The 15215-nt window shown below is 41.4% G+C and carries 13 protein-coding genes; 7 read left to right on the top strand and 6 right to left on the bottom strand.

Going from position 1 to position 15215, the window contains the following annotated elements; translation table 11 throughout:
• Positions 1 to 33 precede the first annotated feature (33 nt).
• From C2869_RS09040 to C2869_RS09060, 4 genes are all read right to left on the bottom strand, one after another.
• Positions 34 to 324, bottom strand: coding sequence for a hypothetical protein (locus C2869_RS09040; RefSeq protein ID WP_108602629.1), 291 nt, complete (start codon positions 322 to 324; stop codon positions 34 to 36).
• 664 nt (positions 325 to 988) lie between these two features.
• Entirely contained in the window at positions 989 to 3793 is a 2805-nt protein-coding gene (polA, locus tag C2869_RS09050) for a DNA polymerase I (protein WP_108602631.1), read from the bottom strand.
• A 543-nt stretch (positions 3794 to 4336) separates the two neighbouring features.
• Entirely contained in the window at positions 4337 to 6064 is a 1728-nt protein-coding gene (locus C2869_RS09055) for a sensor histidine kinase (RefSeq protein WP_108602632.1), read from the bottom strand.
• Between the two features lie 10 nt (positions 6065 to 6074).
• Entirely contained in the window at positions 6075 to 6623 is a 549-nt protein-coding gene (locus C2869_RS09060; RefSeq protein WP_108602633.1) for a YfiR/HmsC family protein, read from the bottom strand.
• Between the two features lie 197 nt (positions 6624 to 6820).
• Between C2869_RS09060 and C2869_RS09065 the strand changes: the two genes are divergently transcribed.
• Positions 6821 to 7501 (top strand): DNA-3-methyladenine glycosylase I, encoded by a 681-nt coding sequence (locus C2869_RS09065; RefSeq protein WP_108602634.1) that lies wholly within the window; start codon positions 6821 to 6823, stop codon positions 7499 to 7501.
• A gap of 88 nt (positions 7502 to 7589) precedes the next feature.
• Positions 7590 to 8303 carry a class I SAM-dependent methyltransferase gene (locus C2869_RS09070; protein ID WP_108605019.1) on the top strand — a complete coding sequence of 238 codons (714 nt, stop codon included), beginning with the start codon at positions 7590 to 7592 and terminating at the stop codon, positions 8301 to 8303.
• Positions 8304 to 8310: 7 nt separating this feature from the next.
• Here C2869_RS09070 and rsmD read toward each other — a convergent pair whose 3' ends face one another.
• Entirely contained in the window at positions 8311 to 8901 is a 591-nt protein-coding gene (gene rsmD / locus C2869_RS09075) for a 16S rRNA (guanine(966)-N(2))-methyltransferase RsmD (protein WP_108602635.1), read from the bottom strand.
• A gap of 146 nt (positions 8902 to 9047) precedes the next feature.
• Here rsmD and ftsY point away from each other — a divergent pair, with 146 nt between their 5' ends.
• The 3 genes from ftsY (at position 9048) to ftsX (ending at position 12219) form a co-directional block, all read left to right on the top strand.
• Positions 9048 to 10394 carry a signal recognition particle-docking protein FtsY gene (gene ftsY, locus C2869_RS09080; RefSeq protein WP_108602636.1) on the top strand — a complete coding sequence of 449 codons (1347 nt, stop codon included), beginning with the start codon at positions 9048 to 9050 and terminating at the stop codon, positions 10392 to 10394.
• A gap of 152 nt (positions 10395 to 10546) precedes the next feature.
• Entirely contained in the window at positions 10547 to 11233 is a 687-nt protein-coding gene (gene ftsE, locus C2869_RS09085) for a cell division ATP-binding protein FtsE (RefSeq protein ID WP_108602637.1), read from the top strand.
• Complete coding sequence (ftsX, locus tag C2869_RS09090) at positions 11230 to 12219, top strand: permease-like cell division protein FtsX (protein ID WP_108602638.1); 990 nt, start codon at positions 11230 to 11232, stop codon at positions 12217 to 12219. The genes ftsE and ftsX overlap by 4 nt, the downstream gene beginning before the upstream one ends.
• Before the next feature lie 27 nt (positions 12220 to 12246).
• Here ftsX and C2869_RS09095 read toward each other — a convergent pair whose 3' ends face one another.
• Entirely contained in the window at positions 12247 to 13479 is a 1233-nt protein-coding gene (locus tag C2869_RS09095) for an EAL and HDOD domain-containing protein (RefSeq protein ID WP_108602639.1), read from the bottom strand.
• A 557-nt stretch (positions 13480 to 14036) separates the two neighbouring features.
• Between C2869_RS09095 and rpoH the strand changes: the two genes are divergently transcribed.
• Both rpoH and C2869_RS09105 read left to right on the top strand, forming a co-directional pair.
• Positions 14037 to 14891: an RNA polymerase sigma factor RpoH gene (gene rpoH, locus C2869_RS09100; RefSeq protein ID WP_108602640.1), complete on the top strand. Its 855-nt coding sequence runs from the start codon at positions 14037 to 14039 to the stop codon at positions 14889 to 14891.
• A gap of 69 nt (positions 14892 to 14960) precedes the next feature.
• Positions 14961 to 15212 carry a YkgJ family cysteine cluster protein gene (locus C2869_RS09105; protein ID WP_108602641.1) on the top strand — a complete coding sequence of 84 codons (252 nt, stop codon included), beginning with the start codon at positions 14961 to 14963 and terminating at the stop codon, positions 15210 to 15212.
• The last annotated feature ends 3 nt before the right edge of the window (positions 15213 to 15215 follow it).

A 15215-nucleotide genomic window follows, 5' to 3' on the forward strand; every position in this document is an offset into this window, starting at 1 on the left:
TAATTATTATCATTTGTGTTTGGTTTTTAGTGTTTAGATGTCGCTTGGATTTTTAACCATTTCAAAATGTAAATCAGGTTCGGTTGGTAAACTTGGCTGTTGGTTTAATTTGGCTTTGTGGCGCATTACTAAACGACGATGACGGTTTAATTTGATCCTTGGCACGATGGAAACATAAACCAGCCATGCAAACCAGCTAAAAAACATGGTGGCGATTAACCATGCATTCTTTTCATTTCCTTTGGAATATCGGTCAGCGACGATATACGTGATGGGACCTAAATAAAAACATAAAGCAAATATTTGCAGTGCTAGCTTTTCCATTCTCATACAACCAAACAACCTGAGATTGTATTGTTATCGGCGTTTAAAATAGAAAGTTAAGCCATAGTGTGTGATTGCTTGGTAGTGGTAGCGTTTGCCAGTATTGGGTATATCTTACGATGTGAATTTACCTAACGCTTTTTGTTAACTGACTTAGATGATTTGACGGTCGAAATAAATAACAGCCAGCCTAGCCATGAAAATAATAAGGTTACCAGCAGCCACATGTTTTTTTCTTGGCCGCGGCATTTTTTACTATTTATTACCAGGCTGATAGGCGCCAAGTAAATAATAATAGCTAGTAGATAGATGAGTAAGTCGGTTGTCGTACTAGACATATAGTCTTCTCGCTCAGGTCTTATGGTTCATTGTCAGCGCTTACTCTCGACTTTGGCTCCTGCGTCGTCCTACTACCTAAATCCCTTTAGGCAGCCCCAATCACATAATAGAGCATATGCTCATGGGGTCTCGAAGCTTGACGGCTTTGCTTACATGGATGTAAGTACTTAGGTTTCGTCTGGAACGAGAAACCTGCCCCTAAAACCTGATCGCTTTGACTATAATCAGCAATTAAGTATTCGGGAATGATAAAAGTGTAGCTTGGATTATTGAGGAAGCAAAATAGCCACCAATGCGAGTGGCTATTTGTTTAATGTTGGCTGCTTTAGTGAGCTTGCTGCCAATTATCACCTACACCAACTTCAACAACCAGAGGAACGTCAAGAGACATAGCTTGTTCCATGGTTTGCTTAATTAGCGAACTAGCGGTTTCAACAAAACTTTCTTTGACTTCAAATACTAATTCATCGTGAACCTGCATAAGCATGCGAATGTCATTCGGGTTTTGTTCGGCTAAGGCTTTGGCCATGTTGATCATAGCTAATTTTATAATATCGGCCGCGGTTCCTTGCATTGGTGCGTTGATTGCTGCTCGCTCAGCGGCTTTTTTACGAGCTTGGTTGCGTGCTTTGATTTCAGGTAAGTGTAAACGTCGACCGTTTAAGGTTGAAACATAGCCATTTTGTTCAGCTTGCTCACGGGTGCGCTCCATGTAGTCTAATACACCAGGGTAACGTTCAAAGTATAAATCCATATACTTTTGCGCTTCGCCTCTAGGGATCCCTAATTGACGAGATAAACCGAAAGCTGACATGCCGTAAATAAGGCCGAAATTTACTGCTTTAGCACTTCGACGCTGATCGGACGTCACTTGATCAAAAGGGGTGTCAAACACTTCTGCCGCGGTAGCTTTGTGAATATCTAACCCTTGGCTGAATGCATCAACTAAGCCTTTATCAGCAGACAAATGCGCCATAATACGCAATTCAATTTGTGAGTAATCAGCCGCTAATACTTTATAGCCTTCTGGGGCAACAAAAGCGTGGCGTACTTTACGACCATCTTCTGTGCGGATAGGAATATTTTGTAAATTAGGATCGGTAGACGATAAGCGCCCAGTGGCTGTAACCGCTTGATGGTAAGACGTATGAACTCGCCCTGTTCGATTATTGACCATGAGTGGTAATTTATCAGTATAAGTTGACTTTAATTTACTTAAACCGCGATGCTCAATAATGACCTTCGGCAGCGGGAAGTCATGCGCCAGTTCTTGCAAAACTTCCTCTGCGGTTGACGGTGCCCCTTTTGGCGTTTTTTTCAAAATAGGATGATTGAGCTTGTCAAACAAAATACCTTGTAACTGCTTAGGAGAGCCTAAGTTAAACGTTTCACCGGCAATTTCGTAAGCTTGTTGTTCTAATTGACTTAAACGGATCGCAATATCCTGACTTTGTTGAGCCAGTTGGTGGATATCAATCAGAACCCCTTGGTGTTCCATTTGTTTTAATACAGGAATTAACGGCTTTTCGATATTTTGGTAAACGTTTAGTAGTTCATTATCGGCTTGCAGTTTAGCAAATAAGGTCTGATGTAAGCGTAAGGTGATATCAGCGTCTTCTGCTGCGTAAGGGGCCGCTTGCTCTATTGGTATTTGATTAAAGGTAAGCTGTTTAGCGCCTTTGCCGGCAATTTCTTCAAAGCTGATGTTTTTATGTCCCAAATACTTAAGTGCCAAACTGTCCATATCATGACGGCTACCAACACTGCTAAATACGTAAGATTCAAGCATAGAATCATATTCCATACCTGCTAGCTCAATATCGTAATTTGCTAAAATATGCGCATCGTATTTCAGGTTTTGGCCAATTTTTGCTTTGTTGGCATCTTCCAGTAAGGGTTTTAACTGGGTTAATACCCAATCGCGATCTAACTGTTCAGGTGCGTCTGGATAATCATGAGCCACAGGAACATAAGCAGCTTTACCAGCTTCTATTGCAAAGGATAAACCGACTAATTCGGCATCCATATAGTTAAGAGATGTGGTTTCCGTATCAAAGGCAAATGCATCGACATTTTGTAATTGTGCTAACCATTCGTTAAAGGTGGCTTTATCAAAAATGCATTGATAATCAGCTTCAATGGCCGCAGTGTTTTTTTCTGCGTCGCCCTGTATTTTGCTGCTTGTGGCTGGGCTACCTGTGGATAATTTGGGCTGCGACGATTTAGTTGATGTTGACGAACCGTCTTGTTTACCTAGCGCTTCAGCTAACCAACGACGAAATTCTAATTCACCAAATAGCTTGATGAGTTGATCATTGTCCGCTTCTTGTTTAGCCAACTTTTCTAAGGGCAGATCAAGCTCAACATCGAGTTTAATAGTGGCTAATGTGTAGGACAGCTCAGCCGCTTCTTTATTTTCGATAAGTTTCTTCGGCATACTTTTCGCACCGCGAAAACCTAAAGTCGCCACTTTTTCAGGGTCTTGATATAGCTGTTCAATACTGCCTATACCTTGCAGCATGGCGAGGGCGGTTTTTTCTCCGACCCCAGGTAAGCCAGGAATGTTATCGACCTTGTCACCCATTAAAGCGAGATAGTCGATAATTAACTCCGGCGGAATACCAAATTTATCGATAACCCCTTGAGTGTCCAAAATGGTATCTGTCATGGTATTGATTAAGGTTACCTTGTCATTCACCAGTTGCGCCATGTCTTTGTCGCCAGTACTGATTAAAACGTGTTGGCCTTGTTCACTAAGTTGCTTAGCAAGAGTACCTATTACGTCGTCAGCCTCAACACCTTCGATGGAAATTAGTGGTAGGCCCATTGCCTTAATGACTTCATGTAATGGGGCTATTTGGCTGCGTAGATCATCAGGCATAGGAGGGCGATTAGCTTTGTAATCAGCATATATATCGTTGCGGAAGGTTTTACCTTTGGCATCGAATATCACCACAATATGACTTGGCTGAAAGCGATTTATTAGGCTGTTCAGCATGTTGATAACACCGTAAATCGCGCCCGTTGGTTCACCCTTGGAATTAGTTAAGTGAGGTGGTGAATGGTATGCGCGGAATAAATACGAAGAACCATCGACAAGAACAAGAGGATTTTCAGGGATTGCAGGCATAGAGGTGCATTTTTTTACTTGTAGTTAGATGGCGCTAAGTCTGCCACAAGCCCTTTTCCATTGCCAATTAATGCAGGCGGTTATTGGTTAATTGTATATAAGCTAAACAGTTAACTAACTCAGATTTAATGACCTTTGTTTATAAGGTTAACAAAATGCTAACAGCTAAGCTTATTAAGTTATGCAGGATAAGTTAGTTACAGGTGCACAAAATGACAACAGGTTGTGGATAACTTTGTTGGTATCTAAAAATGCATTCTGGGGATAAGTCTGTTAACTAGTTGTGTTTTTGTTTTAAGTTGTTGTTTTTATTGGTTTTTTATTCTTATATTTATTGATTTTTGTTTATTTTGTTGATGTGGAAAAATTCGACTTAAATAGCAAGTCATTTAATTTGGGCGCACAATGTACTGATTATTTCGCTAAAGATCTAGCAAAATTTAACCAATGTTTAACACAAATAATTGTGTCATAAGTCGAAAATATTATATGCGGATGATTGAACCTAGTTTGAAGTATTAAAGTGTGAATTCAGCCTAACTTTTACTGGGCTTGTTCAGCGGGTTTCGCTTCGGTTTCACCTGATGCGGCCGGTGGTCTCGGCTTGCCATTACGCGGCACAGACAAGGTCACACGGGTGAATTTACTTTGCTTGCTTTCGATTTTAATACTGCCGTGTAAATGACTAACGGTTCGTTGTGCACAAAGTTTGAGGCCAACTGCTTTGCTACTGTCCAATCCTTTTGATAGATCGGCTAATAAAGCTTCGTCAATCCCGCAGCCATTATCTTCAACGCGAAGAGAAATCATGCCTTTTTCTGGCCCTTTAAGCGCTTCGATCATAATTACGCCTTTAGCACTGCGCGCTAAGCCATGACGGATCGCATTCAGCACGATATGAGTTAATACTAAGCTGAGACTGCCTAGTCTGATCGTTAAACGAATGTCTTCAGGAATATTTAAGATAAATTTGTGTTCACGACGCTGTAGCTGCGGTTGTAACAGCGAAATCATCTCGTCGATATAATATTTTAGGGTGATTTTTTCAGCCGTGTCTGTTTGTTGATATTCACAAATCTTGGCAATATTAAACAGCTGCTCGGTCGATTGCATAATATTTTGCACCGAGTTTTGGCATATTTGGGTGGTATTTTCGACAAAACTGTTCAATTGGCTGCGGCTAACTTTGTTGCTCTCTAACTTCTCTTTAAATATAAAAGCGACTTCTTCCAGTGAGCTAATTGTTGAAATACTTTTACTGAGAGGCTTGGTGACTTTTTCGGCAATTTTAGGCAGTAAGATGCCGTTAATGGTATTTTCAGCGTTGTTTTCTAAATTATTTTGCAAGTATTGCGTTAACTCGCGACTCGCTTTTAACTGCGCTGCACAGCGTTCTAATGCTTTTGCGGCTACGCCGCCTAAAAACGCAATAGCACAAACAATCACAATGAGTATTAGGCTTAACACTAAAGCCAGGGTAAAGCGGGTACTGGCTACATCCGTGTTAATGCCACCAGCAAAGTCAGCATCGGGTTTTACATTAAAATGCCATTCGCCAATAGGGTTGGCTTTTTTGATTGTAGCGGGGTAATCCGTCACTTGTCGCTCACCAATAGACAATTTAAACAGTTGCTTGTCTTCTTGTTGCAAGTGGATATCCAGTTCAAACCCTTGAGGTTTGAAAAAGTAGGTTAAGCCGGTGTCTAGCATCGAAATATTAACCACAGAAACTAAAATCAGAGTTTGCTTGTGTGCTTCAAAGGCTAGGCTAAGTAAAGCATTGTCTTCAACGTCGGAAAACTCAGGCAAATGGGTATAGTGGATAGCATTTGGTGTTTTACTGGTTTTATATAAAGCTAAACGCAGGGCGGTACGCTCAGCTGCACTAGCGGTAAGCTTTTCAGCAGCTTGAAATTGCCAAAATGGACTAACGCGTTGATCAGCAATTTGATAAAGGCCCAAAGCTATTTCATTATTTAGGGCTTTTTGTTGCTGTAATTCTTGTAGTAAGGCGAACAACTTGGGTTGCTCAGCTTGGATTAAATTGGGATCTATTTTAATCAGGTTTTTAACCTGCTCTAACAATCTAAATTCCTGATTTAAAGTATCAGCAACTAAATTGACAAAGCTTTGGCTTTTGTAATGTACGCGGTATTTCCATTGCTGCTCGGCTACTTTTAGTGCTTGGCTTTTCAATCCACTACCGGCCAATATACCGATAATGAGAATGAGCAGACTCAGCCCAGCGGCTATACCAATAAATTTTTTCACCTTGAGTTCCCTAGAATTTTTTGGCGCGTGCTATGAGGCGCTCATCAACTTTGAGTAGTCGAGCTCGACGAAACTGAGTTGAAGACTGTAAATGACTGTCGCGTTTTTGTTCGCCAATTAGGCTTAACATGCCGCCTTTTTCAATAAATAACGTACCGTGACCCAGAGTCAATATGGCTCGACTGTAGCTCATCTCAGTGATTGTCCCAAAATTAAAGGTACTAAAAATGGGATCTAAATAGTAAATATCGCAGCCAAATTCACGATCATAATTCAGTGCCTCTTTAATTGAATTACTAAAGTGCACGTGAATAGGTTGGCGTTTACTGGATAAGCCATATTTACTGGCCAGTACGTGTGCGACAGACTCGGACGAACTAGTTAATGCGCATAAATTAAGTTGAGGCGCTTTAGAATTAGGCCAATCTACCATAAATAACGCGTGGAAAAGCAATTCTGCTTGACGTTGAACAACAGGGTCAACTGCAAAAGCTTTGCTCGGTATAAAAACGAGTAGTAATAGTAAATATAATGGTTTGGCAGAACGAAAAATGCGCATGATAAACAGTGTAATATATTCGATTATGCTTCACGGCGTTACAATTGCCGATGAACTCACTATACTGCCCGAAATTTAAAACTTGATTGCAGTTTCTTTTAATGAGGAACTTAGCGATCTTCGACCCTATGTGAATAGCAAATTAATAGCATAGTCGTCGCAGTAAATCATTATTTTTGCAAAGAATATTGGGTTCAATGGAAAAATTTACGTTTATTTTTGAGCGCGCTGCCGAACGAAAGGGTGGTGAGGCCAGTGTCATGGCTCGAGTGGCCAAGCCGCTATCCAGCAAACAAATTGCGCAATATGATGATAGTCAATTGCTTGCTGAAATGTCGAAAAAAGTCTTTCAGTCTGGTTTTGTGTGGCGGGTGGTCGAGCAAAAATGGCCTGGGTTTGAAGAGGTCTTTTTTGATTTTAATATTGAAAAAATCCTTATGATGCCAGCAGAAATGTTGGAGCGAAAAGCCAGTGATGAGCGGATTATTCGTAATTATCGTAAAGTGTTGTCCATTCGTGAAAATGCTCAACTCTTGCATGAATTACAGCTAGAGCATGGTTCAGCGGCTAAGTGGCTTGCTGAGTGGCCAACGCATGATATTGTGGGGTTGTGGCGTTACTTAAAGAAAAATGGTTCACGTTTAGGTGGCAATACAGGGCCTTATGCTTTACGTAAACTAGGTAAAGATACCTTTTTATTTAGCCAAGATGTTGAGGCGTATTTACGGGCACAAAAAATCATTGATGGCGGCATAGGGACTAATAAGACGTTAAATGCGGCGCAAGATGCTTTTAATGTATGGCAACAAGAGTCTGGCTTGAGCTTTCAAGAAATAAGCCAAGTGATTGCTATGAGTGTCGGCGACAATTATGTGTAGTGAAAAATAGATTAGGTACCTGAGATTGCTGAATGTAAGTTTATATTGGCCAGATGCCGAGACACCTCCTGCTTCCCTTGCTGCGCTTATCGCCGAGTTTAACCTTAGCTTAAGCAAGCAAACTGAACTGCCATTTCAATTAATTTGGCAAGATCACAGTTTACGCTTGTTACAGACGGAAATTGCTAAGCAGGGCGCTATTTGGGTTGACTTTAGCAGTCCACAATCAGACTACCGACGCTTGCAAGTCAGTATCAAAAAAGAGGCAATTGCTAGAGCCGTTGGTTTAAAATCGGGCAAGCGGCCACGGGTATTGGACGCAACGGCTGGGTTAGGCCGTGATGCGTTTGTGCTAGCAGCGCTAGGCTGTCAGGTTAAATTAGTAGAGCGTCACCCTGTGGTTGCCGCCTTGCTGAGCGATGGTTTACGGCGAGCCAAAGCGGAACCAACGGTTAGCGATATTGCCGAGCGTATGGCGTTAGTTAATCAATCTTCTTTAAGTTATTTGCAGCAAACTGCATTGTTGTCAGCGCAAGATAAGCCGCAAGTTGTATATTTAGATCCTATGTATCCGCATCCTGAAAATAAAAAGAAAGCCGCGGCGGTTAAAAAGGAAATGAAATCTTTTCAGTCGTTGGTCGGTGCGGACTTAGATGCGGATGGTTTATTACAGCCAGCTTTGGCTAGTGCAACTGAACGAGTGGTGGTCAAACGGCCAGAATACGCTGAACCTTTGGCTCAACAAAAACCAAGCCATGTGATCAGCGCTAAGAAGAACCGTTTTGATGTTTATATGGTTTAGGCTTAGGCTAAGTATTCACTTTAAATAAGCGGCAGGACACCTGCCCCGCGTTTTTTTCTTTGATTAATTGCCAATCTTCAGGCCAAAATGGACTTGCTAACTCTTTTTCGGTTTCAACATAAACTAAGGCTTGGTTATTTAATGCTTGATTATCAACTAGTGCTTGAATGGTTTTTTCGGCTAAGCCGCACCGAAAAGGTGGGTCAATAAAGACGAGATCGTATGCTTGTTTATTTTGTGCAATAAACTGCAAGCTGTCGTTATGAATAACTTGTAACGCATTGGGATTTAGTAAGTCAGCATTTTGGGTTAATTGTCGAGCGGCTTGTTTATCTTTTTCTATTAGAGTGACATGTGCCGCGCCGCGAGACAAGGCTTCGAAACCTAGAGAGCCTGAGCCTGCAAAGCAGTCTAATACTCGATTATCCGCAACATCAAACATTAGCCAGTTGAATAAGGTTTCTTTTACTCTATCTGTTGTAGGGCGTAAACCTTGGCTATCCAAAACGGCTAATTTTTTGCCTTTCCAGAGGCCGGCGATAATGCGTACGGTTCCAGATTGAGTTGCTTTTTTGGTATTTTGCCGAGATCTAGCCATAGTGAAGTTTTTGTCTTATTGGTTGGCGTGGTAAACTAGCCGCATTCTAACAATTATACCTGTGGCCGACTACGCTAAACTTGCTTAGTGTTACTGTCATTGCAGCAGGTCAAAGTTTATATTTCCAAGTTTAGGACTAACGCCTAATGTCTAAGAAAAAAGGTTTTTTCGGTTGGTTTGGCCGCGATCGCACGCCTGAAGCAAACGAAGTTGAGGAAAAAGACAGTCAAACTGCAGTTGTCGAACATGAAACTCCGCAATCAAACAGCGCTGAACCTGATGATCATGCGGTTGAGAAAACTGAAGAAAAAGCGGTAGAAAAAGCGGCCGTAGAGCAAGCTGTTACTGAAACATCTTCTATTGAATCAGATGAGGCTGTAGAGGCTGCGCCTGCCAACGACACTTGCCACAATGACCTTAGCGCAAACAATGATAGAGAAGATAATCGAGGTGAGGTTAAGTCTAAGTCTGATCCTTTAACAGCGCCTAGTGATCAAGTCGCAAATGTTGAGCAATCCCCAATTGTTGGCTCAGAGTCGGATGATAAGGTAGACGAGCAACCAGAAAAACTGGGCTTCTTTGCTCGATTGAAAAAGAGCTTAAGCCGTACTAAAGCCTCATTAGGTTCTGGTTTTGCTAGTCTGTTTAAAGGTAAAAAAATTGATGATGAGCTCTATGAAGAGCTTGAAACTCAGTTATTAATGGCGGATGTCGGTGTCGAAACCACCTTGAAAATCATGGACAACGTTCAGCAAGGGGCCGAGCGCAAAGATTTAAAAGATGCAGAAGCGCTATCTGACATTTTAAAACAACAGATGGCTGATATTCTCACCGAGGTTGATCAACCACTGAGTGTTGAAAATAATGACGGGCCATTTGTTATTTTAATGGTTGGGGTCAATGGTGTCGGTAAAACCACCACCATAGGTAAAATGGCCAAGCAGTTCCAAGCACAAGGAAAGTCAGTTATGTTAGCCGCGGGTGATACATTCCGAGCGGCAGCGGTTGAACAATTACAAGTTTGGGGTGAGCGTAACGATATTCCAGTTGTTGCACAACACACTGGCGCTGACAGCGCCTCCGTATTATTTGATGCTTTAGAATCAGCGAAAGCGAAAAATGTTGATGTATTAATAGCGGATACAGCAGGGCGTTTACAAAATAAAGCGCATTTAATGGAAGAATTGAAAAAAGTCGTGCGCGTAATGAAAAAAATTGACCCGAATACGCCACACGAAGTCATGCTAGTCATTGATGCGGCAACTGGCCAAAATGCTGTTAGCCAAACCAAGTTATTTAGCGAAGCCGTTGGTTTGACGGGGATCAGTATTACTAAGTTAGATGGTACCGCTAAAGGTGGGGTTATCTTTGCGATAGCTGACCAGTTTAAAGTGCCGATCCGCTACATTGGTGTTGGCGAAGGAATTGATGATTTGCGGCCATTCAACAGTAATGACTTTATCGATGCGCTATTTGATCAAACAACTGAATAAAATTAACGACTAAGTTTTGAATTTAGCGGCCGAGTGCCGCTATAGTATTGCTACATAAAAATAATAGTCAAAACTATCGAATTTAGTGTTAAGCAAAGTGTGCTCTCTAAACTTGTTGGATAAGACTATAGATAATAAAAGTTGATGCTATCATGATCCGATTGGAGGAAGTGTCAAAAACCTATTTAGGTGGACACCAAGCATTACAAAAAGTGAACTTTCACCTGCAAGCGGGAGAAATGGCGTTTTTAACCGGTCATTCCGGTGCGGGCAAAAGTACGCTACTTAAGCTGATTTCATTAATGGAACGCCCGTCAGCAGGCCAAGTGTGGATCAATAACCACGATATAACGCAAGTCGCCCGCAAACATGTCCCCTATATTCGCCGTGATATCGGCATGATTTTCCAAAACTACCGCTTACTGCAAGACAAAACAGTATTTGATAATGTGGCTTTACCTATGGTGATTGCCGCGTGTTATAGCCCAAAAGAAATACGTAAACGGGTACATGCGGCATTGGATAAAGTCGGGCTGTTGGATAAAAGTCGCTATTACCCTGTGATGCTATCGGGTGGGGAACAGCAGCGCGTGGGTATTGCTCGTGCCGTTGTCACTAAACCACCTATCCTGTTAGCCGATGAACCGACGGGTAACCTCGATCCTAAATTGTCGATGGAAATTATTCAGTTATTCGAAGAATTTAACTCGGTAGGCGTTAGCGTATTAATTGCGACACATGATTTAGGGTTAATTGCCCGCATGAAATACCGCACTTTAACTTTAAAGCATGGCCGAATGATTAACGATGGTTTGGGACCGGAGGCGACTGAGCTATGAGTTTTTTGTTTAAAGAGCGTCAGCAGTCGGGAGCACAAAGCCAGCGTGTTTCATTGTATCAACGCTTTGTTGGTGCGATTGTTGGTTTTATTCGGCAATGGTTAGCGTCGTTAGGCGAAATTTGGCGAGATCCTATTCCGTCTATACTGACTATTGCTGTTTTAGGCGTTAGCTTAACTTTGCCTGCTACTTTGTATGTGGTGGTGAAAAACGCCGAATCGGTCGAAAGTAATTGGGAATCCGCTTCTGAAATCTCACTTTTTTTTCATAAACATGTTTCTAAACCCCAACTAGAAAAAACCGTTAAACAAATCGAATTAATGGCGCAAGTCGAGAGTGTTGAATTTATCTCAAGCCAAAAAGCATTAGCGGAATTTGAACAATTATCAGGGTTTGGTGATGCTTTACAGTATTTAGGTGAAAACCCGCTACCCGATGTGCTAATTGTGATCCCACAAGCGGAATATGCCTCACCTGGCTTGGCAGGAGAACTCAAACAAGAGTTAGAAGCTCTGCCAGAAGTCGATTTCGGTAAGTTAGATATTGAATGGTTACGTCGCTTGGAGGCGGTAGTCGGTTTAATAAATGACGCATTAACCAGCTTGGCTTTGTTGTTAGTTGTTTCAGTTGTGCTGATTGTTGGTAATACCATTCGCTTATCCATTATTAATCAACGGGAGCAAATTGAAGTATTAAAATTGGTCGGGGCTACCGATGCGTTTATTCATCGACCGTTTTTATTTACCGGGATTTGGTATGGTTTCTTTGGCGGTGTTATTGCTTGGATCGCGATTGAACTTATGTTGTTATGGATTAGTGTTGCCATTGAGCGATTAGCACAGCTATATCAAGCCGATTTTGCCTTACAGGGTTTAAGCGCTGGCGATATGATGCACTTATTATTGATTAGTATGTCGCTGGGGTTGTTTGGCTCTTGGTGGGTTGTGCATCGGCAAATCAAATTAATAGAGCCGCAGGCAACTTAAATATAGCTATACTTAAGGTAGGTGCAGCTATGCTGCTGCACTACCTGCTTGTACTTTTACCGTATCAAGCCATTCAATCGCTTGGTTGTATACACTACCAACAATATCAACGGATAAGCTTAAGTCATCGGCACCGGATTCTACAGCTGACCAATTAGCGGTTTCATAGTCTTTTGCTAATTGTAGATACATACCTAATTTGCCAACACCTTGCGTTAACGCTTGCTTTATTTCATCTAGCACGGGAAGCTTTTCAATTAATGACACCATTTCTTCATCTAGCATGGCGTCGACCAATGAGAACATACCGGTTAAAAAAGCAGTCGGTGGGTTTTCGTTATCCCCTCTTTGCTGAGCCAGCAAGCCACAGAAGCGTGCACGTACAACTGAAAGATTCAATAATTCATTTGGCTTTTCATCATTTAAGTTGGCAAGCGCAAGTAAGGATATGAATTTTTTCAGCTCGGCTTCACCCATATAAATTAAAGCGTGCTTGAGCGAGCCGATTTTTTGACTACGACCAAACGCCGAGCTGTTAATGAAGCGTAGTAGTTTGTATGACAACGCAACATCACGCTCGATAATGTCAGATACTTTTTCAATGTCGATTTTCTCTGAGCATGAAGCACTGATAAGCTCTAGTAAGTTTAATTTATTGCTGGTTAATGTTTTACGTTTCATTATTTCCGGTCTAGCAAAAAAGTAACCTTGAAAATAATCAAACCCGAGCATTTTGAGTTGTTCAAATTGCTGAGGGGTTTCTACCCGCTCTGCTAATAGTTTAACCCCAGAGCCGTCTATGCGTTTAACGTATTTAGCAATTTGTAACAAGGTGAAATCTTGTACATCGATTTTGACTATATCGACATAAGGTAAAAAAGCATCCCATTTGGGGTCAAAGTCATGATCATCCAATGCCAATCGATAGCCTTGCTTTTTTATATGGCGACAAGCCTTGAGTAACTCAGAACTGATGGGAACTGACTCTAATATCTCAACCACGGTATTTTCAGGATCGAGTGATGTCGGGAAGCGATGAAGCAAGGTATCTTCGTAAAAATTAACAAAAGCGGTTTTGCCTTGGGTAATCGTTTCCAGCCCAGTCATTAAATGATTTTGGGTTAATATTTTTGATGTGGCTTGATCTGGGCACATATCTGCCGGAAAGCAGTTTTCTACCCCATCTCGAAATAACAGCTCATAAGCGATTACTTCTGCTTTGTCATTGAGTATTGCCTGACGGGCAACGTATGTTTCCATAAACTTAAATAAACCTATAAAACCGAGTTTACATCACACTCCAAATTCAGGAGTGGTAATGATGTTTGTATCTGAATTGCAGTCCTTATCAATTACAGAGCTCTACTCAACTAGTGTCTAATTTAACAACTAATGTTCGACTGGAAGGCTAGCTTAGCTAGTAATGTTGCAATCGAAAAGCGTCGCATGTAGCAGAATTATGTAACGGCAGGGTTATGAGTATATTCCTATGTGTGAACTAAATGTAAGTCATTTGTTTAAAATAAAGCGTTATTAAAAATTAATAATAGTGATAATTAAGATCTAACCACGGCTACAGCCCATATAAAATAAGGCTTATAACTGTTATTTAAAAAATAATGTGATGAAATGCCAATAAAATCCGATAAAAATTAGCAGTCTCCCTAGTAGAGTGCTAGATTCTTAGCACTCTATTTGTTAGAGTGCTAATCATAGGTTGATAAATGATCGCTAAGCCACGCCACATAAGGGTTGGTAGCGATAAGACAAAAAACTGTTTTTGTCTAATTTGAGTTAAGAGTAAATAGGAGTTCTGCATGACTACAACAGCATTAGCTATCGTACCTCAGGTCGGCAGTTTAGATTCTTACATTCAAGGTGTGAATAGCATCCCTGTTCTAAGTGTTGAAGAAGAACGCGAGCTATCAAAAGATTTATATGATAACCAGAATTTAGAAGCTGCTCAGCGCTTAATTATGTCGCACTTGCGCTTTGTTGTGCATGTTGCCAAAAGCTATTCTGGTTATGGTTTACCTCAAGCTGACCTTATTCAGGAAGGTAATGTTGGCTTAATGAAAGCGGTTAAGCGTTTTGACCCTAGTGTAGGTGTGCGCTTAGTGTCTTTCGCTGTTCATTGGATTAAAGCTGAAATTCACGAATACGTATTAAAGAACTGGCGTATTGTTAAAGTTGCTACCACTAAGGCGCAACGTAAATTGTTCTTTAACCTACGTAAATCGAAAAAGCGTTTAGGCTGGTTTAACCAAGACGAAGTCAAAGCCGTAGCGGAAGATTTAGGTGTATCAACATCAGAAGTATTGGAAATGGAATCGCGCATGAGCAGCCAAGACCAAACTTTTGATTTACCGGTTGATGACGATGACGGTTCTGCCTCTTTTGCTCCCGCTCAATACTTAGAAGATTCATCTTCTGACGTAGCTGAGAGTGTATCTGGTCAGCAATGGGAAGATCACGCTAATACACGTTTATTAAGTGCAATACGCACCTTAGATGAGCGTAGCCAAGATATTATTCGTGCTCGTTGGTTAGACGACGATAGCAAAATGACATTGCAAGAGTTGGCGGCTAAGTACAGTGTATCGGCTGAGCGTGTTCGTCAGTTAGAAAAGAACGCAATGAAAAAATTGAAGAATGCCATGGGTGAGTTATAGTTCCCCATTCATTCTGTTTATAATAAAAAGCCGAGCTTAGCTCGGCTTTTTACTTTCTGGATTTAATTTATGCAGTGTCGACTCGGCTGTGGTGCTTGCTGCATCGCGCCTTCTATTTCCGCCAGTATCCCCGGAATGCCGAATGGTAAACCGGCCGGTGTGCGCTGTATTCAGTTAGATGAAAATAACTTGTGTAAAATATTTGGCCAACCTGAGCGACCCGCAGTGTGTAGTCATTTTAAGCCAGATATTGATGTATGTGGCGATAGCAACGAGCAAGCTATGACGATTATTACCGAGCTTGAAAACTTAACGTCTTAAGCT

Origin of the sequence: Saccharobesus litoralis (genome assembly GCF_003063625.1) — a bacterium.
Taxonomy (GTDB): domain Bacteria; phylum Pseudomonadota; class Gammaproteobacteria; order Enterobacterales; family Alteromonadaceae; genus Saccharobesus; species Saccharobesus litoralis.

What these genes read in the sequence shown, in the direction of transcription:
- C2869_RS09105 (WP_108602641.1), top strand. Translation starts at nt 14,961, where the DNA reads ATGCAGTGTCGACTCGGCTGTGGTGCTTGCTGCATCGCGCCTTCTATT.
- C2869_RS09060 (WP_108602633.1), bottom strand. Translation starts at nt 6,623, where the DNA reads ATGCGCATTTTTCGTTCTGCCAAACCATTATATTTACTATTACTACTC.
- C2869_RS09095 (WP_108602639.1), bottom strand. Translation starts at nt 13,479, where the DNA reads ATGGAAACATACGTTGCCCGTCAGGCAATACTCAATGACAAAGCAGAA.
- C2869_RS09065 (WP_108602634.1), top strand. Translation starts at nt 6,821, where the DNA reads ATGGAAAAATTTACGTTTATTTTTGAGCGCGCTGCCGAACGAAAGGGT.
- ftsE (WP_108602637.1), top strand. Translation starts at nt 10,547, where the DNA reads ATGATCCGATTGGAGGAAGTGTCAAAAACCTATTTAGGTGGACACCAA.
- ftsX (WP_108602638.1), top strand. Translation starts at nt 11,230, where the DNA reads ATGAGTTTTTTGTTTAAAGAGCGTCAGCAGTCGGGAGCACAAAGCCAG.
- C2869_RS09040 (WP_108602629.1), bottom strand. Translation starts at nt 324, where the DNA reads ATGGAAAAGCTAGCACTGCAAATATTTGCTTTATGTTTTTATTTAGGT.
- polA (WP_108602631.1), bottom strand. Translation starts at nt 3,793, where the DNA reads ATGCCTGCAATCCCTGAAAATCCTCTTGTTCTTGTCGATGGTTCTTCG.
- rsmD (WP_108602635.1), bottom strand. Translation starts at nt 8,901, where the DNA reads ATGGCTAGATCTCGGCAAAATACCAAAAAAGCAACTCAATCTGGAACC.
- ftsY (WP_108602636.1), top strand. Translation starts at nt 9,048, where the DNA reads ATGTCTAAGAAAAAAGGTTTTTTCGGTTGGTTTGGCCGCGATCGCACG.
- rpoH (WP_108602640.1), top strand. Translation starts at nt 14,037, where the DNA reads ATGACTACAACAGCATTAGCTATCGTACCTCAGGTCGGCAGTTTAGAT.